General features: G+C 71.9%; 17 protein-coding genes. 10 read left to right on the forward strand and 7 right to left on the reverse strand.

The window, feature by feature from the left end; translation table 11 throughout:
• Nucleotides 1-2: 2 nt before the first annotated feature.
• Nucleotides 3-1,064, reverse strand: coding sequence for a hypothetical protein (locus ACWZJV_RS20230; protein ID WP_457178192.1), 1,062 nt, complete (start codon nucleotides 1,062-1,064; stop codon nucleotides 3-5).
• A gap of 124 nt (nucleotides 1,065-1,188) precedes the next feature.
• A complete protein-coding gene (locus ACWZJV_RS20235) occupies nucleotides 1,189-1,854 on the reverse strand; it encodes a polysaccharide deacetylase family protein (RefSeq protein ID WP_040757308.1) in 666 nt (221 codons plus the stop codon).
• A gap of 122 nt (nucleotides 1,855-1,976) precedes the next feature.
• Here ACWZJV_RS20235 and ACWZJV_RS20240 point away from each other — a divergent pair, with 122 nt between their 5' ends.
• Genes ACWZJV_RS20240 through ACWZJV_RS20255 form a run of 4 tightly spaced genes read left to right on the forward strand, consistent with a single transcriptional unit; the run spans nucleotide 1,977 to nucleotide 5,297 of the window.
• Nucleotides 1,977-2,933 carry a glycosyltransferase family 2 protein gene (locus ACWZJV_RS20240; RefSeq protein ID WP_457178194.1) on the forward strand — a complete coding sequence of 319 codons (957 nt, stop codon included), beginning with the start codon at nucleotides 1,977-1,979 and terminating at the stop codon, nucleotides 2,931-2,933.
• Complete coding sequence (locus tag ACWZJV_RS20245) at nucleotides 2,930-3,781, forward strand: GNAT family N-acetyltransferase (protein WP_008363600.1); 852 nt, start codon at nucleotides 2,930-2,932, stop codon at nucleotides 3,779-3,781. The genes ACWZJV_RS20240 and ACWZJV_RS20245 overlap by 4 nt, the downstream gene beginning before the upstream one ends.
• A gap of 25 nt (nucleotides 3,782-3,806) precedes the next feature.
• Entirely contained in the window at nucleotides 3,807-4,997 is a 1,191-nt protein-coding gene (locus tag ACWZJV_RS20250) for a pyridoxal-dependent decarboxylase, exosortase A system-associated (RefSeq protein ID WP_457178196.1), read from the forward strand.
• Nucleotides 4,998-5,030: 33 nt separating this feature from the next.
• Nucleotides 5,031-5,297, forward strand: a complete 267-nt coding sequence (locus ACWZJV_RS20255) for an acyl carrier protein (protein ID WP_008363602.1) — start codon at nucleotides 5,031-5,033, stop codon at nucleotides 5,295-5,297.
• Nucleotides 5,298-5,300: 3 nt separating this feature from the next.
• Here ACWZJV_RS20255 and ACWZJV_RS20260 read toward each other — a convergent pair whose 3' ends face one another.
• A complete protein-coding gene (locus tag ACWZJV_RS20260) occupies nucleotides 5,301-6,719 on the reverse strand; it encodes an AMP-binding protein (protein ID WP_457178198.1) in 1,419 nt (472 codons plus the stop codon).
• A 153-nt stretch (nucleotides 6,720-6,872) separates the two neighbouring features.
• Between ACWZJV_RS20260 and ACWZJV_RS20265 the strand changes: the two genes are divergently transcribed.
• Both ACWZJV_RS20265 and ACWZJV_RS20270 read left to right on the forward strand, forming a co-directional pair.
• On the forward strand, nucleotides 6,873-8,171 hold the full coding sequence (locus tag ACWZJV_RS20265) for a glycosyltransferase family 4 protein (protein ID WP_307785673.1): 1,299 nt from the start codon (nucleotides 6,873-6,875) through the stop codon (nucleotides 8,169-8,171).
• A 118-nt stretch (nucleotides 8,172-8,289) separates the two neighbouring features.
• Nucleotides 8,290-9,405, forward strand: coding sequence for a DUF1972 domain-containing protein (locus ACWZJV_RS20270; RefSeq protein WP_457178201.1), 1,116 nt, complete (start codon nucleotides 8,290-8,292; stop codon nucleotides 9,403-9,405).
• Between the two features lie 8 nt (nucleotides 9,406-9,413).
• Here ACWZJV_RS20270 and ACWZJV_RS20275 read toward each other — a convergent pair whose 3' ends face one another.
• The 3 genes from ACWZJV_RS20275 to ACWZJV_RS20285 form a co-directional block, all read right to left on the reverse strand.
• Nucleotides 9,414-10,616 carry an MFS transporter gene (locus tag ACWZJV_RS20275; protein ID WP_457178203.1) on the reverse strand — a complete coding sequence of 401 codons (1,203 nt, stop codon included), beginning with the start codon at nucleotides 10,614-10,616 and terminating at the stop codon, nucleotides 9,414-9,416.
• A 443-nt stretch (nucleotides 10,617-11,059) separates the two neighbouring features.
• Nucleotides 11,060-12,955 (reverse strand): glycosyltransferase, encoded by a 1,896-nt coding sequence (locus tag ACWZJV_RS20280; RefSeq protein WP_457178205.1) that lies wholly within the window; start codon nucleotides 12,953-12,955, stop codon nucleotides 11,060-11,062.
• Nucleotides 12,952-13,707: a CDP-alcohol phosphatidyltransferase family protein gene (locus ACWZJV_RS20285; protein WP_457178206.1), complete on the reverse strand. Its 756-nt coding sequence runs from the start codon at nucleotides 13,705-13,707 to the stop codon at nucleotides 12,952-12,954. Before ACWZJV_RS20285 ends, ACWZJV_RS20280 begins: the two co-directional genes overlap by 4 nt.
• Nucleotides 13,708-13,865: 158 nt before the next feature.
• On the opposite strand from ACWZJV_RS20285, the gene ACWZJV_RS20290 reads away from it, so the two are divergent.
• Nucleotides 13,866-14,987 carry a glycosyltransferase family 4 protein gene (locus tag ACWZJV_RS20290; protein ID WP_457178208.1) on the forward strand — a complete coding sequence of 374 codons (1,122 nt, stop codon included), beginning with the start codon at nucleotides 13,866-13,868 and terminating at the stop codon, nucleotides 14,985-14,987.
• Nucleotides 14,984-16,441, forward strand: a complete 1,458-nt coding sequence (locus ACWZJV_RS20295) for a lipopolysaccharide biosynthesis protein (RefSeq protein WP_457178210.1) — start codon at nucleotides 14,984-14,986, stop codon at nucleotides 16,439-16,441. Before ACWZJV_RS20290 ends, ACWZJV_RS20295 begins: the two co-directional genes overlap by 4 nt.
• On the opposite strand, the gene ACWZJV_RS20300 is transcribed toward ACWZJV_RS20295, so the two are convergent.
• Nucleotides 16,428-17,567: a right-handed parallel beta-helix repeat-containing protein gene (locus ACWZJV_RS20300; RefSeq protein WP_008363615.1), complete on the reverse strand. Its 1,140-nt coding sequence runs from the start codon at nucleotides 17,565-17,567 to the stop codon at nucleotides 16,428-16,430. The two genes, ACWZJV_RS20295 and ACWZJV_RS20300, sit on opposite strands and share 14 nt — an antisense overlap.
• Before the next feature lie 192 nt (nucleotides 17,568-17,759).
• On the opposite strand from ACWZJV_RS20300, the gene ACWZJV_RS20305 reads away from it, so the two are divergent.
• Both ACWZJV_RS20305 and ACWZJV_RS20310 read left to right on the forward strand, forming a co-directional pair.
• Entirely contained in the window at nucleotides 17,760-20,054 is a 2,295-nt protein-coding gene (locus ACWZJV_RS20305) for a hypothetical protein (RefSeq protein ID WP_457178212.1), read from the forward strand.
• 129 nt (nucleotides 20,055-20,183) lie between these two features.
• Nucleotides 20,184-20,807 (forward strand): hypothetical protein, encoded by a 624-nt coding sequence (locus ACWZJV_RS20310; RefSeq protein ID WP_457178214.1) that lies wholly within the window; start codon nucleotides 20,184-20,186, stop codon nucleotides 20,805-20,807.
• The last annotated feature ends 13 nt before the right edge of the window (nucleotides 20,808-20,820 follow it).

A 20,820-nucleotide genomic window follows, 5' to 3' on the forward strand; every position in this document is an offset into this window, starting at 1 on the left:
GGTCACTCGCAGGGTAGGTCGCGGATCGGCACGGGCTGGCCGGCCGAATCCATGGTGACGACGGCCGCGCTCCACTCGGTGACCACCGAGCAGTCCACGTCGAGCGGGTTGTAGACCCAGCTCTGGTCGACGACGTAGAGGCCGCGGACCGGCCCCGGCATGCCGTTGCGGAACGGGTAGCCACCCCCGGCCACGACCAGGCCGTCGATGTCGACCGAGTCGTTGCCCTGACCTGCGGGGTTGAAGAACGGGGCGGTGCCGTGGCAGTTGTTCTTGACGTCCAGGATCATCACCGTACGCCGCACCGTGACCTTGCCGCCGCCGTAGCCCTGCAGGCCGTCGCCGTGCCAGTCGCTGCACACGTCCGGGGACGTGACCCGGACGAAGGAGTCGTGGATCTTGACGCCCCCGCAGCGCTCCTTGTTGGAGGCGCGCAGCCCCTCGGGCACCCCGTCGATCACGACGTTGCGCACCGTGTAGCCGCCGGCCGAGACCGCCGGCCAGGCCTCCTCGGTCGTCGGGGCGCTGCTCCGGACGAAGTCGGAGTCCTCGATCCGCAGGCCGGCGTTGCACACGCCGTTGTAGTCGTTGACCACGACCGAGGCGATCGCCTCGATACGGCGCAGGGTGACACCGGGTGCGGTGACGTAGATGACCCCGTTGGTGATCCGCAGGTCCTCCACGACCGCGCCGCGGTGCCGGACCCAGAAGTCACCGGTCACCGTGCGCTTCGGCTTCCAGCCGCCGGGCAGCCCCGCCGACTCGCGCGTCGGGAACCCCTTGGCCGGCGGTGCGGCGGCGGTTGTGGGCTTCGTACGCTCGGGGGTGGCCGACAGTGTGGGGGTCGGCGTCGGTGGGGTCGACGAGGCCGTCGGGCTGGGACTGGCCGAGGGTGAGGGGGAGGGGGTCGCGCTCGCCGGTGGCGGGACCGTCGGCAGCGAGTCGGAGCCGACCTTGCGCACCTGGGCGGAGTTGGGCCACAGGAACCAGGTCGTGGCGGCCAGCAGCAGGGCCAGGCCCGCTACGACCGCGATCCGCCGGCGCCGGCCTGGCTTGGTTCGCATGTGTTTGCACCCGTTCGCGTCTCGATGGCCATCATTCTTCGGCACTGTCTGCTCGACCCTGCCCGACCCCGGGGCCGAGAGCATCCTTCAAACTGGTTACTTCGCAACGGGTCGGCTCCTCGTCTCAGCGCAGCCTCTTGACGAGACCCGCCGCCTGGCGTTCCATCCGCCGGGCGATGCCCTGCCCGTTCAAGATCTGGCTGCGTACGCTGGCACCGTCGTCGCTCGCGGTGATGCTGAACCTCGGCTGCAGCCAGGCGCCGGCGACCGCGTGGGCGCGGTCGCTGGTGTAGACGTGCTGGTAGCCGAGGCGGCGCAGGTGACGCAGCGTGGTGCGGTCGTAGCGGCCCAGCGGGAGCGCCGCCTCCTCGACCACCTCACCGGCCGCCATGGTGATCTGCTCGCGGGCCTCGATCAGCTCGCGGCGTACACCCGCGGCGTCGAGGCCGCGCCAGCTGACGTGGTCCATGCCGTGGGTGCCGATCCGCATGCCCGCCACCCGGAGGAGACGGATGTCGAGGCGGTCGACGCTCCCCGGCAGGCCCAGGCGCCCGGCCAGGACGAAGAAGGTGGCGGTCAGGCCGCGGTTGAGCAGACCCGGCAGCCCGAGGGCGACGTCGGAGTGGTTGCCGTCGTCGAAGCTGATCCGCACGTCGGGGCGGCCGGCCACGGCGTCGAGGATGTCCTCGTAGGCGTCCTGGCCGATCCAGTAGCGGTCCTCGCCCGGCTCCAGCTCGCGCTCGGGCTCGCCGATGCCGTGGAAGCAGATGTTGGTCACGTGGACGGGCATGTTCTTCACGGTAAGGATCCGGAGGACGCGTCCGGTCGCCCGGTGCGAAGGCCTACCTCATACGGGGGATCTGCGCTCGGGAGGCCGCTCGGTTGGGGGTCGGCGCCGTCGAGACTCATGACGTGTCGCACCGGATCCGCACCATCGCCGTCGTGGTGGTGACCTACAACAGCGCTCACCTGCTGGCCGATCTCGTCGCCTCCCTGCCGGGCGGGCTCGCCGGTCTCGGGTGGCGGCTGGTGGTCGCCGACAACGCCTCGGCCGACGACACCGTGGCGGTCGCCCGCCGCCTCGCGCCGGAGGCGACCGTCGTCGAGACCGGGCGCAACGGCGGCTACGCCGCCGGGATCAACGCCGGTGTCGCCGCCGCCTTCGGCGAAGAGCCTGGCCTCGACGCGGTGCTGGTGCTCAACCCGGACGTACGCCTCGAGCCCGGCTGTGGCGTGGCGCTGGCGCGCGAGCTCGCACTGCCCGCCGGCGGACACCCCGGCGTCGGCGTGGCCGTTCCGCACCTGGTCGACGCCGAGGGCCGGCTGATCGAGTCGATGCGCGGCGCGCCGAACCTGGTCCGGGCCTTCGCCGATGCCGTCGTGGGCGCCAACCGCGCCGGCCGCGTGCGCTGGGCGGGCGAGATCGTGGCGTCGCCGGCCGAGTACGAGCGAGCCCAGGACACCGACTGGGCCGAGGGCTCCACCCAGCTGATCAGCGCGGAGTGCTGGCGGGCGTGCGGGACCTGGGACGAGTCCTACTTCCTCTACTCCGAGGAGACCGAGTTCCACCTGCGTGCCCGTGACCGGGGCTTCCGGGTGCGCTACGTCCCCGCCGCCCGCGCCGTGCACCTCGGCGGCGAGTCCACCACTTCGCCCGGGCTGTGGGCGCTGTTGGTCGCCAACCGGGTGCGGCTCTTCACGGCCCGTCGCGGGCGGGTCCAGGGGACGGCGTACTGGCTGATGGTGCTGGCCCGCGAGTGCAGCCGCGCGCTGCTGGGGAAGCAGACCTCGCGACGTGCCGTCCGCACCCTGGTCAGCCCCCGGCGGATGAGCGCCCCACGTGGCCCGGAGTGGGTGGCGAGCGCATGAAGGCCGTGCTCGCCCCGATCACGGCCGAGGACCTTCCGGCCGTCTCCACGTTCCTGCACCAGGAGCTGAACCCGCGGGTGCGGGAGCTGGAGTGGACCCAGGCGCTGCGGGTGCCGTGGGACGTACCCCAGCCCAACCACGGGTTCTTCCTCGCCGAGGGGGACCGGGTGGTCGGGGCCTATCTCGCCTACTACTCCGAGCGCGCGGTCGGTGCCGAGAAGCTCCAGATCTGCAACCTGGGCGCCTGGTGCGTGCTCGACAGCCACCGCCACCAGGGGCTGCGGCTGCTGACCACGCTGCTCAAGCAGCCCGGCTACGAGTTCACCGACTTCTCGCCCTCGGGCAACGTCGTCGCGCTCAACCGGAAGCTCAAGTTCACCGACCTCGACACGACCACCTCGCTGGTCCCGGCGGTGGCGCTGCCGGGGCGCGGGGTGCGGGTGAGCAGTCGTCCCGACGTGCTGGACTCGGTCCTGCAGGGCGAGGAGCGGGACCTCTATGCCGACCACCGTGCCGCGGCGGCGGCCCGGCACGTGGTGCTCAGCACCGGCTCCGAGCACTGCTACGTGGTGGCCCGCAAGGACACCCGCAAGGGCGTACGCGCGTTCGCCTCGGTGCTCTACGCGAGCAACCCCGAGCTGCTCCGGCGGCACGCGCCGCGGCTGGCCACGCACCTGCTGCGGCAGCACGGCGCCGCGGCGACCCTGATCGAGCACCGCGTCGCCGGAGGTGCTCCCGCCGGGTCGCACCGGCTGTCGCGGTCGCGGCCGAAGATGCTCCGCAGCGACGCCCTCGACCCGGCTCGGGTCGACTACCTGTACAGCGAGCTGACATGTCTGGAGTGGTGAGATGACGTACGTCGGGAGACCGGCCGTGGGACGCGTACCGGTGCGGCTGCTGGCGGAGCGGGTCGGGTCGACACCGTTCTTCGCCTACGACCGGGCCGCGATCGACGCCCGGGTCGCCTCGCTGCGGTCCGCGCTCCCCGAGGACGTGCACCTGAGCTATGCGGTCAAGGCGAACCCGATGCCGGCGGTGGTCCAGCACCTCGCCCGGACCGTCGACGCCCTCGATGTCGCCTCGGGGGCCGAGATGCGGGTGGCGCTCGACACCGGGATCGCTCCGGGCTCCGTGAGCTTCGCAGGACCGGGGAAGTCGGTCGCCGAGCTGTCCCAGGCCGTCGCGGCCGGCGTGCTCGTCGAGATCGAGTCGCCGCTGGAGGCCGACCGCCTGGTCGAGGCCGCCGAGCGGCTCGGTCTTCGGCCGCGGGTCGCGGTGCGGGTCAACCCGGACTTCGAGGTCAAGGGCTCCGGGATGCGGATGGGCGGCGGCGCCCAGCAGTTCGGGGTCGACGCCGAGACCGTGCCGCTGCTGCTCAAGACGCTGCACGACCGCGACGTCGAGGTGGCCGGCTTCCACGTCTTCTCCGGTTCCCAGAACCTGCACGCCGAGATCCTGGCGTCGGCCCAGGAGAGCACCGTCGACCTCGTGCTGCGGCTGGCCGACGACCTTCCTGCGGCGATGACCTATCTCAACATCGGCGGCGGCTTCGGGATCCCCTACTACGCCCAGGACCGTCCTCTCGACCTCGGTCTCGTCGGCTCGCGGCTCGAGGAGCTGCTCGCCCGTCGCGTACGTCCCTCGCTGCCGTCCGCACAGGTCGTGATCGAGCTCGGCCGCTATCTGGTCGGCGAGGCGGGGGTCTACGTGACCCGGGTCGTCGACCGCAAGATCTCCCGCGGCAAGACCTTCCTCGTCGTCGACGGTGGCATGCACCACCAGCTCGCCGCCTCCGGCAACTTCGGGCAGGTCATCCGCCGCAACTACCCGATCTCCGTCGCGGCGGCCCGCGACAGGGCGGAGGCCGAGGACGCGGCTGCGGAGGAGACGGTCCAGGTCGTCGGCTGCCTGTGCACGCCCCTGGACCTGCTCGGCGACAAGGTGAGCCTGCCGCGGGCCGAGGTGGGCGACCTGGTCGTGGTCCACCAGGCCGGGGCGTACGGCCTCACCGCCAGCCCCACCGCGTTCCTGAGCCACCCGGCGCCGCTCGAAGTGCTCGTCTGAACCCCTGAACCCTGAACCCAAGGAGTCCTGCTCATGACCATCGACACCACCGAAGCGACCCTCGACCGGGTCGGTGAGGCGATCACCGACGTGATCGGCCCCGACCACAGCGCCGGCACGCTCACCGCCGACACGCTGCTGTTCGGCTCCCTGCCCGAGCTCGACTCGCTGGCCCTGGTCGAGCTGATCACCGTCCTCGAGGACCGCTTCGGCTTCGAGATGGACGAGGATGACATCAACGCCGAGGTGTTCGAGTCCGTCGGGTCGCTGGCTGAGTATGTGGGCGCGCAGCTGGGTTGATGCTCACCGAGGTGACTCGGTGAGCATCCCGCCCTCGGCCAGCGCCTGAGCCGCGGCCTGGTCGATCTTCCCGTTGCCGAGGCGGGGGAGCTGGGCGACGGGGACGAGCACGTCCGGCACCGAGTCCGGGCGCAGGACCGTCGGGAGACCACGACGGAGGTCGTCGAGCTGGGTGGCCGGGCCCTCGACGAGGCTGACCAGGTCGCCGGCGGGGGTGGCGGCGGTGAAGGCGGCCAGGCCGAAGGCCTGCTTCACCTCGGCGTCGAGGGCGTCCAGGTCGACGAAGCTGGCGCTGCGCTTGACCCGGCGCCCCGCGCGGCCCAGGCAGAAGAGGTCCTCGCCGCGGCGCACGCCGAGATCGCCGGTGAGCACCCGCTCCGCGGTGTCCCAGCGCGGATACTCGCCGTTCGGGGCGCCGAAGAGATAGCCGCCGGGCAGGTGGGGCGACTCGATGGCGAGCATCCCCTCGGCGGGCGTCCCGTCGTCGCCGTCACCCGACAACGACGTACGCCACGCCCCGACCGCCCCGCGCCCGATACCGAGCGCTCCGTGGACCGTCGGCAGCTCGTCGCCGGCATCGAACCGGGCGGCACTGGCGAACCCGATCGTCTCGCTGGTGCCGTACGTGTTGACGACCGTCGCCACCCCGAGGTCGAAGACGCGCCGGGCGTCGGCGGCGGAGAGCCGGTCGCCGCCCGAGCCCCACACCCGCAGGCTCCGCGGGGCGGCGTCGATCCGCTCGGCGGCGGCGAGATCGATGAACCGGGGAGCCAGCCGCAGGTGCGTCGCCTCGATGCGGGCGCAGAAGCCGAGCGGCCGGAGCCGGTCACCCAGCGACGACGAGAGGTGCAGGGAGGCGCCGGCGGCCAGGGCGACCAGCAGGTTGGTCATCGCCAGGTCGTAGGAGAGGTGCGAGACCTCGGCCCACGCCGAGGAGGCGTCGAGGTCGAGCGCGGCCGCGCCGTGGGGGACGAAGGCATCGATCCCGGCCCAGGCCGACACCACCCCCTTGGGGCCGCCGCCGGTGGAGCCGGAGGACATCGCGACGTACCCGGCCTCTCGGGGTTCCGCCGACGCCGACGAGGCGACCGTCCGGATCCCCGTCCGGTCGAGGACGACGTCGGGGTGGAGCGCCTGGACGAGGGACCGGCGGTGCTCCTCGGGCGCCGAGGGGTCCACGAAGCAGACCGAGAGGTCGCCGAGGATCGCGGCCACGAGCGCGACGACCGCATCGGTCGAGAGGGGCAGCGCGACGGCGACCAGCGGCCGCGGCGTACCGGCGGCCGTGACGAGCGCGAGCCGCAGCTCCTCGGCCGCCTCGAACAGCCCGTCCGCGCCGACCGAGGTGCGCCGATCGGCGATCACGGACTCCGAACGAGGTCGCGTGCGTGCGGAGAGGATGCGCTCGGCCAGCGGGTTCACAGCACGCGACGCTAGGAGCCGCGGAGCGCCTCGGCACCCGGGTCACCGATCACGATCCCCGGATTCGGGGATATGCCGGGTGTCCCCGGCGAGCGGGTCTCCGCACTCCTCAACGCTGCTCGTATGGTCAACGCAGCCCAGCAGAGACATGGCGTGGCAAAGACGCACGTGCTGATCATCGTTCAGAACCTCCCCGTGCCGCTGGACCGACGGGTCTGGCTGGAGTGCCAGGCGCTGGTCGCGCGCGGCTACGAGGTCAGCGTGATCTGCCCGAAGGGCCCCGGCGACCCGGGGCGCCAGCAGCTGGGCGGCGTACGCATCTACAAGTACCGCGCCGCGCCGCAGGCCCGCGGCGTGCTCGGCTACCTGCTCGAGTTCGTCTACTGCTGGATCCGCACCGCGCTGCTGGCCAACAAGGTCTGGCGCGACCGACCGTTCACGATCATGCAGGCGTGCAACCCGCCCGACACCTACTGGCTCCTGGCCCGCATCTGGAAGCGCCGCGGCGTCCGCTTCGTCTTCGACCAGCACGACCTCAACCCCGAGCTCTTCCTCTCCAGGTTCGGCACCCCGACCTCGCTCTCCGGCCGTGCCCAGCTGGCTGCGCTGCGCTGGCTCGAGAAGCAGACGTACGCCACCGCCGACCAGGTCATCTCGACCAACGAGTCCTACCGGAAGGTCGCGATCACCCGCGGCGGGATGGACCCGGCGGACGTGACCGTGGTCCGCAGCGGACCCGACACCTCGGTGATGCGCCCGATCCGGCCCCACGACCCCGCTCCCACGGGTCGTCGCCACACCCTGGCCTACCTCGGGATCATGGGTCCTCAGGACGGTGTCGACACGGTGCTGGAGGTGATGGCGGAGCTCGTCCACCGGCGCGGCCGCACCGATGTCGATGCCGTGCTGATGGGCTTCGGTGACTGCCTCGAGGACCTCCAGCGCCGTTGCACCGAGCTGGGCCTCGACGATGTCGTCACCTTCACCGGGCGGGCCGGCTCCGCGCTGATCGCCCAGCACCTCAGCGCCGCCGCCGTCGGCCTCTGCCCCGACCTGAAGACGCCGCTCAACGACGTCTCGACGATGAACAAGACGATGGAGTACATGGCCTACGCCCTGCCCTCGGTCTCCTTCGACCTGGTCGAGACGCGGGTCTCCGCCGAGGACGCCGCGCTCTTCGTCCCGTCCGGGGACGTCACGGCGTTCACCGATGCCGTCGAGTCGCTCCTGGACGACCCCGAGCTTCGCGTCGAGCTGGCGTTGCGGGCACGGGAACGGGCGGCGAAGGTGCTCGACTGGGGGCCGCAGTCGGCGGCGTACGTGCAGGTCTACGATTCCATGTGCGCGATCGGGGAGGCGCCGGCGGCGGTCGAGGGGTTCGAGTACGTCGATCTGGACGACCCGGACGCGCTCCGGGAGTTCGTGCTGACCCGAGGACCTGCGGCGACGTAACCCATTTCGGGTATATGAACCCGGGTTCGGGACCGCGATCCGCGCGGATCCCCTTGGATGGCTCCTTATATCGAAAATAGGGGCTGTCGGCTCCTTGCGAACTAGGAGTCAACCCCACGTGACCCCCACTGTACGGATGCTCGGCACCCGTGGTGTGCCCGCTGCCCACGGCGGCTTCGAGACCGCGGTGGAGAACATCGGACTCGACCTGGTCGACCGCGGCTGGCGCGTGGTCGTCTACTGCCAGGACGACGAGCCGCACGCAGACCTGCGCATCGACTCGTGGAAGGGCATCGAGCGCGTCCACGTGCCGGCCCGTCACGACGGTCCGCGCGGGACGATCGAGTTCGACGTCGGTGCGGTGCGGCATGCCGCCCGCGAGGCCGCGCAGGACGGCAGCGTCTGCGTGACGTTCGGCTACAACACCGGCGCGCTCAACTCGGTGCTCCGCTCCCGCCGCGTCCCCAACATCATCAACATGGACGGCATCGAGTGGAAGCGGGCCCGCTGGTCCGGCCCCGAGAAGGCCTTCCTGTGGACCCAGGAGCGGGCCGCCTGCTGGCTCGGTGACCACCTGATCGCCGACCACCCCGAGATCGCCCGTCACCTGGCGACCCGGGTGCCGGTCGAGAAGATCACCACGATCGCCTACGGCGCCCCGAGCGTCGTCGACGCGCCCGAGTGGCCGGTGCTCGACCACGGGCTGGAGCCCGGCTCCTACCTGACCCTGATCGCCCGGCCGGTGCCGGAGAACAGCATCCTCGAGGTCGTCCGGGCGTTCTCCAGCCGTCGGTGGGGTCGGAAGCTGGTCGTCCTGGGCTCCTATGATCCGGCGGACGCCTACCAGCGCGCCGTCCTCGAGGCGGCGAGCGACGAGGTCGTCTTCCTCGGTGCGATCTACGACACCGACATCGTCTCGGCCCTGCGCTTCCACTCGGTGGCGTACGTCCACGGGCATCAGGTCGGCGGCACCAACCCGTCGCTGGTCGAGGCGCTGGGCTGCGGCAACGCCGTGATCGCCCACGACAACCGCTACAACCGCTGGGTCGCCGACGGCGCCGCGCTCTACTTCTCCGACGAGGACGGCGTCGTCACCGCGCTGGAGCGGCTCCTGTCCGAGCCCGAGTTGGTGGGGTCGCTGTCCGCGGCGGCTCGGGCCCGGCACTCGGCCGAGTTCACCTGGAGCCGGATCACCGACCAGTACGAGGCGCTCCTCCGCGCCCACATGCGCTGAGGTCTTTCCTAGACGTCGGTCGTGATGTCTGTGGCCCTGGGTGCGGCCTCGCGGGCCGCGTAGGCGCGGTAGGCGAGGACGCAGGCGACGGTGAGGACGGCGGCGGTCGCGGCACAGACGGTGAAGAGGGTGTGCCACCGGTTGTGGTCGGCGGCCGGGCCGGCGAGGACGGCTGCGACGGAGCTGCCGATGAAGAGCGAGGCGGCGAAGCAGGCGACGACGGTGCCGCGCGCCTCCGGGACGATCGAGGTGGCCCAGGTCTGCAGCGAGGTGTGCAGGAAGGCCCAGGTGACCCCGAGCATGATGACGATGCCGATGATGGTGGGCACCGAGACGCGCAGGGTCGCGACGGCGTACCCGGCCGTCAGGGCGCTGCCGCCGATCCCCATCAGCGCCCACCGCGGGAGCCGCCGGGTGAGCGCCTTGAGGACCTGCGAGGAGAGCAGGACCGCGATGCCGTACGCAGCGGCCGCGAGCCCCGCCCGCGCGGCGTCGACGCCTTGCGCCTGCAGGGCGGGGGCGAGGAGGGTCAGCACGCCCAGGACCAGGCCGCCCTCGACGAAGACCAGCAGCCCGACCACCATCACCCAGCGGTTGCTCAGCGCGGCCCGGAAGGCGGCTCCGACCCCGCCGTTCGTGGCTCGCGGTGGTTCGGCGAGCCTCCTCAGGCCCCAGGCGCTGACCAGGGCCACGACTGCCGGCACCGCGAACACGACCCGCCATCCCGCCAGCTGACCGGTGATCCCCGCCGCGGCCGCGGCCAGCGCGGTCCCGACCGCCATCGCGGCCATCAGGTCCGAGAGTGCCCGCTGCCGGTGGGTGGCGGAGACGGTGTCGCCGACGTACGTCAGCGACGTCGGCACGATCGCCCCGAAGAAGGCCCCCGCGACCACCCGCACCACGACCAGCGTGATCAGGTTCGGCGCCGCCGCCGACACCAGCCCCGCGATCCCCGCCCCGACGAGCGCCCCCTGCATCAGCCGGACCCTGCCGAACCTGTCCGAGAGTGCTCCCCACAACGGCTGGGACAGCCCGTACGCCAGGTAGTACCCGCTCGCGATCGCCACCGCCTGCCCCACCGAGACCCCGAACGTCGCCGCGACCAGGACCAGGATCGGGCTCACCACGAACCGGTCGAAGCTGCTCACGAACGAGGCCACCGAGATCCAGACCGGTGGGCGTTTCGGTGAGTGGTCTGGGGGAGGAGGCACGTTCTTCAGGTTAGTAAAGAACCGCACACCCCCGCCGACTCGGCGCAAATGTCCCGCGTCGAACGCTCGAGTCGGCGTGAGTGTCTCGGATGGGGCGCTCGAGTCGGCGCGACTGTCTCGGATGGAGCGCCCGAGTCGGCGTGACTGTCTCACGTCGAGCGCTCGAGTCGGCGCAAATGTCTCGGACGGAACGCCCCAGTCGGCGTGACTGTCTCACGCATCCGGCCCGGTTCTGTGCTGTAGGTGCAGGCGCGGCATCGCCCGCCCTGGCGCCGTTCTGCTGCGGGACAGACGCGCCGAGTCGGTGCTGGAGCTTGGGACAGATGCGCCGGGTCGGCGTTGGGCAGCGGGACAGATGCGCCGACTCGGTGGTGGGTGGTGGGACAGATGCGCCGAGTCGGCGGTGGGTGGTGGGACAGATGCGCCGGGTCGGCGTGCCCGGCTCAGGGGAGCAGGGCGGCTCGGAAGGCTGCGGCGTGGAGGGCGGCGGACTCCGGCCATTCCCGTGCCGACAGGTCGGGGCGGCCAGGGGGCGGACCGGCCGCGACCGCCTTCAACGCGCGCTCCAGGTCCTCGATGGTGAGGGTGCCCTCGAAGAGGTGGAGCCAGCCTTCGCCGACCTCTTCGGCGAGGCGGCGGTTGACCTCGTTGTCGGGGGCGAGGACGGGGGTGTCGAGGGAGAGGGCCAGCAGGAGGGCGCCGGAGTTGTGCATCGCCTTGTAGGGCAGCACGACCAGGGCCGCGGCGGCGATCTCGGCGGCCAGGGTGGCGTCGTCGGCGTAGCTCAGCTCGGCGCTGATCCGTGGGTCGGCCGATACCGCGGCGCGGACCCGGTCGGCGAGGGTGGGGTCGGCGGGGGAGCCGACGAGGCGTACGTCCAGGTCTGCCTCGGGGCTGTCGGCGACCGCCTCCAGAAGCTGCTCGACGCCCTTGTAGGGCTTGATCAGGCCGAAGTAGAGGGCACGCCGCGGGTTCGGGGTGACCTCGGCGGCGGGCTCGATCCGTTCGAACCAGTCGCGGTAGTGGGCGTGGACGATCGTCGAGGTCGGCACCTCGAGCGGGGGAGCGGTCTGGTCGGTGAGCCGGATGACGTGCCGGGTGCGGCGCTCGAGGGCGTCCAGGAGCCGGTGGTCCCAGCGGGAGAGGCCGTCGGGGCGGGCGAGGTTGTGCCAGGTGCGTACGACCGGGGTCCTGGTCAGCCACAGCCGGGCGACGAACGCGGTGGTGAGCAGGCGGCGGGCCAGGCGGCGGAGAGGTGTACCCGCCGATGTGATCAGCAGCTCGGGCCAGTGCACGTGGAAGATGTCGTAGCGGCCTGCGATGGCCCGCCCGAAGCCGAACAGCACCACCTCGGTGTCGTCGCGCTGCCCGAGGGTCTCGACGAGCTGGACGATGTAGGGATTGGTCGTCGCGCGCAGCTCGCGGACCGATTCCATGACCCGGACCGGCCGGTCGCGGCGGCCGTCGCGCAGTCCCTGGAGGACGGCGGAGACGGGGCGTACCGGGTGCAGGAGCTGACGACGTCCACCCCGCATCAGGATCTCGTACGCAGCCCCGACCGCCCCGCGACGCCAGGCCCGCTCCTGCTCCTGGCTGAGCCAGGTCCGCGCGAAGAGGGCGCGGTTGCGGATGTTGAAGTAGTAGTAGGCCGCCGACTTGGCGCGGGAGCCCTCGGCGCGCTGGGTGCCGCCGCCGGAGTGGATCGCGGTGGCACCGTCGACGACCGCGACCCGGCCGCCGAACGCCCGGACGCGGGCGCACAGGTCGACGTCCTCCCAGTAGAGGAAGTAGCGCTCGTCGAAGCCGGCCAGCCGCTCCCACAGCTCTCGCGTGACCGCGAAGCAGGCTCCGGTGACCCAGGGCAGTGTGTCCGCCCCCGGATGCTCGGCGCGACGTCGCCAGGGGCGCATCGTCCCGGTGTCGAGGTCGAGATCGAGTCCCGCAGAGGCGACCGACCCGTCCGGGCCGAGCACGGTCGGGCCGGCGAGCAGGAGCGGCTCTGCCTCGACGGCGGCCACGAGGCGTACCGCCGACTCGGCATCGATCCCGGCGTCCGGGTTGAGGAAGAGCAGCACCTCGGCGCCCGCGGCCAGCGCGGCCGCGGCGCCCAGGTTGCAGCCGGCACCGAAGCCGGTGTTGGTGCCGGGGAAGACGCCGGTCCAGCCCTCGCGCTCGCAGAGGGTCCGGACCGCCGCGCGGTGGGCGTCGGTCGAGTGGTTGTCGACCACGACGATCCGGGCGGGCCGGAGCGCAGCGGCGACCCGGGTCGTGTGCCGTTCGAGCAGCGCCGGGTCGCCGTAGCTGACCACGACCACGGCAACCCGGGCGAGGTCGCTCATCGCGACACCTGCGAGGGGCCGTCCAGCGCCCGCAGCTCACGCCACCACTTGCGCAGCGCGACGGCCAGCGCGGCCGCGTTGCAGGCGAAGATCAGCGCGTAGGTCCACCAGAAGAGCATCCCGAACCCGAGCAGCACGAACATCCAGCACTGCGCGCCGTAGTCCATCGGCAGCAGCGCCCACTTGCGCAGCGGTTTCTCACGGGCCGTCGACGGCGACCCGGACGAAACCGGACGCAGCGTGGGCATCAGGATCAGCCCGAAGTACGTCACCACCGCAACCACCTCGAACCCGAGCGGCACCAGCAGCCACCCGTCGGAGTCCGGACCGAAGCGGTAGCAGGAGACGAGCACCGCCAGATGCAGGCCGGCCGTCTTGAAGCAGTCGATGGTGTGGTCGAGCCACTCGCCCGAGCGCGACCCGCCACCACGCAGCCGGGCGAGCTGGCCGTCGGAGGAGTCGAGCACGTAGCCCGCGGCGAGCAGCAGCGCGACCACGATCCCGGTCCACCAACGCGGCTCGACCAGCGCGAGCACCGCCAGGCCGGCGGCCGAGAGCGTCGCGCTCAGCGCCGTCACCTGGTTGGGTGTCGCGCCGAACGTGTGCGCGGCCGCGGCGACGACCCGGCCGGCGGGCCGGTTGACGAGCCGCGAGTAGGCCGCGGTGTTGAGCGAGGGCTTCTGCGCCTGCCCCAGCGCCTGCAGGTGCGTACGGAACCCGCCGGGGGCGCGTTCGGCGCCGGTCGCGGCCATGCTCGATCCTGCTTTGCTGATACGTGGGGGAGGGACATCGGGACCCTAGAGGACCCTCGGTCCTCCCAGGTCACCGAGGCCGTTGGCTCCCCAGATCTGGGTAGGACTTTGCCAGGACCTTCGGCCCGGGCCGTTCGGGTGGCCTACCTTTACTCATCATGCGTTTGTTGGTCGCCCACCCGTCACCGGACGTCTACGGCTCCGATCTTCAGCTGGTCGAGACGGTGCGTGGGCTGCACCAGGCGGGGCAGCGGGTCACCGTGGTCGTGCCCGAGCACGGACCCCTCATCCCGCTGCTCGAGACCGCCGGCGCGAGCGTCGAGGTGATGACGTTCCCGGTGCTGCGCAAGGCCTACCTCAGCCCGACCGGTCTGGTCCGGCTGGCCGCGGCGCTGACGGTCTTCTGGGTGCGTGCGGCGCGGCTGTGGCGGCGGGTCCGGCCGAGCCGCCTGCTGGTCAACACCGTGACCATCCCGTGGTGGATCCTCGTCGCCCGCGCGGCCCGCGTCCCCGTGGTCTGCCACGTGCACGAGGCCGAGGACGACCAGCCGAGGCCCGTACGCCTCGCCCTGACCGCCCCGCTCCTGCTGGCGACCCGCGTGGTGGCCAACTCGCGGGCATCGCGCGATGTCCTCGTGCGGACGGTGAAGGTGCTGGCGCGGCGTACGACGGTCGTCTACAACGGGGTGCCCGGCCCGGAGTCTGTCACGGCGGTGCGCACCCGGACCCCGGACGGGCCGCTGCGGCTGGTGCTGGTCGGGCGGCTCTCGCCGCGCAAGGGGACCGACGTGGCCCTCGAAGCGCTCGCCGAGGTGCGCCGGGGCGGGATCGACGCGCGGCTGCGGGTGTGCGGGTCGGTCTTCGCTGGCTACGAGTGGTTCGAGCAGGAGCTCCGCGTCCGTGCCTCCGACAGCGATCTCGCCGGCGCCGTCGAGTTCCTCGGCTACGTCGACGAGCCCGCCCGCGAGCTCGAGCAGGCCGACGTGGTGCTGGTGCCCTCCCGGGTCGAGCCCTTCGGCAACGTCGCCGTCGAGGCGCTGCTCGCCGAGCGGCCGCTGGTCGCGAGCCGGGTGCAGGGGCTGGCCGAGATCGTGACCGACGGCGAGACGGGCCTCCTGGCGACCCCTGGTGACGTGCACGATCTGGCCGAAGCGATCCGGCGCCTCGCCGCCGACCCCGCCAAGGCCGCCGAATTGGCGTCCGCCGGACGCAAAGACGCCGAGGAACGCTTCGGCGCCGAGCGCTACCGAGACGAGATCGCCGCCGAGGTGCTCGGTTGAGTCTGGGTAGGAGCGCGGCCCGGGGCGGGATGGTGGTGCTCGGCGGCCAGGGCGTACGCATCCTGGTCCAGGTCGCCTCCGTCGCGGTGCTCTCCCGGCTGCTCAGCCCACGCGACTACGGCCTGGTCGCGATGGTGCTGGCGGTCATCGCCGTCGCCGAGATCTTCCGCGACCTCGGGCTCTCGACCGCCGCGGTCCAGGCCGAGGAGCTGAGCCGCGAGCAGCAGACCAACCTGTGGTGGCTCAACACCGCCCTCGGCCTCGGCTTCGCGATCCTCGCCGTCGCGGCCGCCCCGCTCATCGCCGCCCTCTACGACGAACCGGCCCTGACGACCCTGACCGCCGCCCTGGCAGGGATGTTCGTCCTCAACGGCATGGGTGCCCAGTATCGCGCCGACCTCACCCGCCGGATGCAGTTCGCCAGGCTCGCCGCGGCCTCCACGCTGGCGCCGCTGCTGGCCCTCGGGGTCGCGGCGTACGCAGCAGCCAACGGCGCCGGCTACTGGGCCCTCGTCGTCCAGCAGCTGCTCCAGGGCGCTGTCACCCTGGTTGCCGTCGGGCTCTTCGCCGGCTGGCTCCCCGGCCGCCCGCGACGCGGGGTGGAGATGGGCGAGTTCCTGCGTTTCGGCTGGTCGCTGGCGGGGACCCAGCTGATCAACTACGCCGCCAGCAACATCGACTCCGTGCTCATCGGCACCCGCCTGGGCGCCCATCAGCTCGGCACCTACAACCGCGCCTGGCAGCTGCTGATGAACCCGTTGGGCCAGCTGCGCGGCCCCACCACCACCGTCGCGCTGCCCGTGCTGAGCCGGATCCGCGACAACCCGGCGCTGACCCAGCGGTTCGTGCAGCGCGGCCAGATCGCGCTCGGCTACAGCCTCGGCGCGGGCCTCGGCCTGGTCGCCGGGGCCGCGGTACCCGTCTGCGCCCTCTTCCTCGGTCCGGGCTGGGACGTCGCCGGCATCTTCGCCCTGCTCGCCTGCGCCGGCCTGTTCCAGACGCTGGCCTACGTCGGCTACTGGGTCTACCTCGCCCACGGGCTGACCACCGAGCTGCGCCACTACACCCTGGTCGCCTCGGTGCTGAAGGTCGTCTGCGTGCTCGTCGGCGTGCGCTACGGCGTCACCGGTGTCGCCGTCGGCTACGCGACCGCCCACCTGCTGGAGTGGCCGCTGTCGCTGTGGTGGATCTCCCGCCGCACCCGGCTCCGCGTCGGTCCGCTCTACCTCGGCGCGGCCCGCATCCTGCTCGTCGCCGGCGCGGTCGCCGCCGCTGCGTACGCCACCGCCCAGGCCCTCCACGGGCAGCACCCCGGGATCACGGTGCCGGTCTGCGTGGTGGCCGGGGCCGCGGCGTACGCGCTCCTGCTGGTCGTCCCGCCGATCCGCCGCGACGTGATGTCGCTGGTGGTGACGGTGCGCGGTGCGCTCGGCGGGCGATTCAGCCGCGGGTGAGCGTCACCGGGCGGCCGGTGTCGTCCCAGACGTTCCCGGAGTGGCTGATCTTCGTCGACGACGGGTGGATGATCGCGCAGCCGTCGATACGCTGGTCGCTGAGGAACCGGTTGTCGCGGATCTCGACGCCGCGGATCGGGCCCCGGCTCTTCTCGGCGACGTTGACGGTGCAGCCGCCCCCGCCGAGCAGGTTGTCGCGGATCGTGACGTCGCTGACGTCGCCGATGCTCTGGGTGATCTGCACACCGGCGTTGTAGGCGCCGGTGAAGCGGTTGTCCGCGATCGTGATGTTGCTGCCGCCGATGATCTGGATCGAGTCGTCGTGGGAGGCGCCGCCGTCCTGGTAGGGGTCGCTCTCGAAATGGTAGTTGTCGTGGAACCAGTTGTCGCGCACGGTCACGTTGCTGCCGGTGATGTGGACCTGGTCGGTGACGTGGTGGACCTCCGAGTTCTGCAGGGTGAAGTCGTGGCCGACCACTCCGTTGACGCCCGGGGCGGCGTTCTCGGCCCGCACCTCGACGTTGCTGACCAGCATCCCGGCGCCGCGGTCGTTGTTGTTGGAGATGCCGGCGGTCTCGGAGCCGGTCGGCACGATCACCAAGGTGTTGCGGATCGTCACGTTCGGCGCCTCGACCTGGATCCGGCCGTGCACCTCGAGGCCGTCGACCACCTGTCCGGGCGTCCTGATGATCAGGTCGCCGCGGTGGGTGCGCAGCTTCTTCTTCGGAGGTACGCCGGTGTCGCGCGGCCCCGGCGAGCCTGCTCCCGGGGGTGGTGAACCCAGCGGCTCGCCCTCCCGCGGCTCCTGCCCGGTCGGCCGGTCACCGGACCGGTTCGCCGGGTCCGAGGACCGCGTCCTCGGGGTCGCGCCGGGCGAGGGCCTGACCGAGCTGGTCGAGGAGGCCGACGGGGACGCCGACGAGGACGGGGCCGGCGTCAAGGTCACCGGTCCGCCGAAGTCGTCGGGCGGCAGGTTGGCGTAGTTCCGCTCCGTACGCGGCGCGGGGTCCTCGTCCTGAGCCCTGGTCAGGACATAGGTGGAGGACAGCGCGACGACGGTGGCGACCGCGGAGATGCCGAGGACGAGGATCCGGGACGGGCCGGGCGGGACAGCCAAGAGACGCATGCCTTCCTGTGGACTGTGCAGCCTACTGACGTTGCTGGAGTCTGCACCACGCAGTTTGCGCGGGTTGGGCGTCTGGGTCCAACACATACCCGATTCAGGGGATGGGGAGGGCGATTGACGGGCAGATGGCTGCGGATGTCCGCGACACTGCCGTGTCGCGGCCGAGGTGGCCGCCTTGTGCAGGGATGGATGATGACGCGGATTCACGAGTGGCGTCTGCTTGCGGCTGGGGCGGCCGCAGCTGTTCTCGGGGTGAGCAGCCTGGTCATGTCGGGAGGGGCGACGGCGGACACGGCTCCGGTCGACCCCGAGCTGCCGGAGACGGTCTCGGCCGACGTACTTCCGACGGTGCAGATCGACGGGGTCGCCTGGAAGCAGGTGATCGTCGGTGACACCGTCTACGTCGGGGGCAGCTTCACCTCGGCTCGTCCGGCGGGCGCCGCGGCCGGCACGAACGAGACCCCGCGCGCCAACATGCTGGCCTACCGGCTCTCCACCGGTGAGCTGATCCCGGGCTTCGCGCCGAGCTTCAACGGCCAGGTCAAGGACATGGCCCTCTCGCCCGACAAGTCCCTGCTCTACGTCGCCGGCAGCTTCACCCAGGTCAACGGTGTGAACCGCTACCGGGGCGCCGCGATCAACCTGGCCACGGGTGCACTAACCAGCTTCCGGCCGATCTTCAACTCGACCACCAACGCGGTCGCGGCCACGTCCACCGCGGTCTTCTACGGCGGCGTGTTCACCTCCGCCGACAACACCGCGCGTACGAAGCTGGCGGCCGTCAGCCCCACTGACACCGGCACCGGCCTGCTGTCGATGAACCCGACCGTCTCCAACGGCTCCGTGCAGGACATCGTGGTCTCGCCCGACGGCGCCGACATCGTGATCGGCGGCAACTTCACGAGGGTCAACGGCTGGTCCAGCCCCGGCTATGGCCTCGCTCGGATCAAGGTCGCCACCGGGGCGTCGCTGGCGCTCCCGGTCAACACCGAGGTCCGCAACGGTGGCGCCAACTCCGCGATCCTCGCCCTGGAGAGCGACGGCACCAGCTTCTACGGCAGCGGCTACCACTACGGCAGCGGCGGCAACCTCGAGGGCTCCTTCAAGGCCAGCTGGGCAACCGGCCAGCTGACCTGGCTCGAGGACTGCCACGGCGACACCTACTCGATCTGGCCGACCGCCGAGACGGTCTACCAGGCCAGCCACAAGCACTACTGCGGCAACTCCGGCGGCTTCCCGGAGACCAGCCCGCGCAGCTTCCAGCACTCCACCGCGGTCACCCAGTCCGTACGCGGCACCAACACCCGCGACATCTACGGTTACCCCGACCATCCCGGCACCCCGCGGCCGGAGTTCCTGGAGTGGTACCCGAAGTGGACCCCGGGCACCTTCACCGGCGCCAACCAGGCGCCCTGGACCGTGACGGCCAACGCCGACTACGTCGTCTACGGCGGCGAGTTCCTCAAGGTCGACGGGGTCGCCCAGCAGGGCCTGGTCCGCTTCGCGGTCAAGGACATCGCCCCCAACGACGTCGGTCCGGCCCTGTCCGGCACCGACTTCGGGCTCACCGCCACCTCGCCCGCCGACGGCCAGGTCCGGCTGATCTGGCCCGGCAACGCCGACCGGGACAACGCGACCGTGACCTACAAGGTCTACCGGGCATCGGCCGACGCTCCGATCCACACGAAGGCCGTCACCGCGGCGTTCTGGAAGCAGACCACGCAGAGCTTCCTCGACACCGCCGCGCCGCCGGGCACCACCCAGAGCTACCGCGTCGTCGCCGAGGACGCCTTCGGCAACCAGTCGCCCACCGAGTGGGTCGTCGTCGACGTCGCCGGCGAGCCGGCACCGCCCGTCGAGGGCATCGTCGCCGCGGACGCCTTCGGGCGTGCCGAGACGAGCGGCTGGGGCACGGCCGACACCGGCGGCACCTGGACCCGCACCACCGGCACCGCGGGCAACTTCTCGGTCTCCGACGGTCGCGGCCGCCACGCGGTCACCGCCAGCGGGACCACCGAGTCCCGCCTGCAGGAGGTCTCGGCCGGCGATGTCGACGCGACGGTCAGCGTCGGAGTCTCCCGGCTCCCCGACGCCGGCTACGTCTGGTCGATCCTCGGCGCCCGCGTCTCCGGCACCGACCACTACGCCTCGCGGCTCCGGTTCAACCCGGACGGCACCGTCGGCCTCCACCTCGTACGCAGCGGCACCCCGGTCGTCGGCGCCAACGTCGTCCCGGGCCTGAGCGTCGCCGCCGGCGACCGGCTGAAGGTCCGCCTCCAGGTCACCGGCACTGCCCCCACGACCGCGCGCGCCAAGGTGTGGCCGGCCGGCTCGGCGGAGCCGTCGGGCTGGACGTACGAGCTCTCGGACTCGACCGCGGCCAACCAGGTCCCCGGCGGCGTGATGCTGCGCGGCTTCGGCTCCTCGACGATCGGCACCACGCCGGTGGAGGTCAGCTACGACGATCTGAAGGTGATCGAGCCGTAGGCCTGGCTCCGCACGTACCCGATCTTGGGGAGTAGGCGTGCGGATCCCCCCGCGGGCGTCGGACGTGGGCTTCAATGCAACGTCTTTGAACAGATGTCTTTGTCCGACCCCGCCCGCGGAAGATCCCCCATGCTCAGTCAAGTCCCGCGTTCGAGGATGTACGTCGCGGCAGCTGTCGCTGCCGTCGTCCTCGTGAGCGTCGCGGTCGTGCTCATCGTGCGCAGCTCGTCCGGCCCGGCCACCGCCGGGTCGGACTCGACGGTGGCCGCCGCGCCCTCTGCGACGGCCAGCCCGTCGGAGAAGGAGTCCGCGTCGTCCTCCGAGTCCGAGGAGACCGAGCCGGGGAAGCCGTCGGGCGACAACCGCACCGTCGGGCTGAAGGCCGAGGCGACCTCGGCCCCGGGCGTCACCGCCCGGCTGGCCAGGATCGACTCCGTCCAGGCCACCGCGAGCCTGCCCGGTGAGATCGGTGGTCCGGCGCTCGCGATCACCGTGAAGGTGAAGAACCAGACCGGGAAGAAGCTCGACCTGGCGCTCGGTGTGGTCAACGCCTACTACGGCCGCGAGCGCACCCCGGCGGTGAGCGTCGCCTCCGACGGCGAGGTGCCGTTCCCGGCCTCGGTCGCGGATGGCGAGTCGGCCACAGGCACCTATGTCTTCCAGATCCCCGAGGAAGCCCGTCCCGTACGCGTCGAGCTCGATCTGGGCAACGGCGCCGACGTGGTGGTCTTCAAGGGCCGACCCCAGCGATAGACCTCCCCCACGA

The organism is Nocardioides sp. WG-D5 (assembly GCF_054031175.1).

Bases quoted from the DNA above. Each gene is read 5' to 3' on its own strand.
- ACWZJV_RS20230 (WP_457178192.1), bottom strand. From the start codon at position 1,064: ATGCGAACCAAGCCAGGCCGGCGCCGGCGGATCGCGGTCGTAGCGGGC.
- ACWZJV_RS20235 (WP_040757308.1), bottom strand. From the start codon at position 1,854: ATGCCCGTCCACGTGACCAACATCTGCTTCCACGGCATCGGCGAGCCC.
- ACWZJV_RS20245 (WP_008363600.1), top strand. From the start codon at position 2,930: ATGAAGGCCGTGCTCGCCCCGATCACGGCCGAGGACCTTCCGGCCGTC.
- ACWZJV_RS20255 (WP_008363602.1), top strand. From the start codon at position 5,031: ATGACCATCGACACCACCGAAGCGACCCTCGACCGGGTCGGTGAGGCG.
- ACWZJV_RS20280 (WP_457178205.1), bottom strand. From the start codon at position 12,955: ATGAGCGACCTCGCCCGGGTTGCCGTGGTCGTGGTCAGCTACGGCGAC.
- ACWZJV_RS20285 (WP_457178206.1), bottom strand. From the start codon at position 13,707: ATGGCCGCGACCGGCGCCGAACGCGCCCCCGGCGGGTTCCGTACGCAC.
- ACWZJV_RS20290 (WP_457178208.1), top strand. From the start codon at position 13,866: ATGCGTTTGTTGGTCGCCCACCCGTCACCGGACGTCTACGGCTCCGAT.
- ACWZJV_RS20300 (WP_008363615.1), bottom strand. From the start codon at position 17,567: ATGCGTCTCTTGGCTGTCCCGCCCGGCCCGTCCCGGATCCTCGTCCTC.
- ACWZJV_RS20305 (WP_457178212.1), top strand. From the start codon at position 17,760: ATGACGCGGATTCACGAGTGGCGTCTGCTTGCGGCTGGGGCGGCCGCA.
- ACWZJV_RS20310 (WP_457178214.1), top strand. From the start codon at position 20,184: ATGCTCAGTCAAGTCCCGCGTTCGAGGATGTACGTCGCGGCAGCTGTC.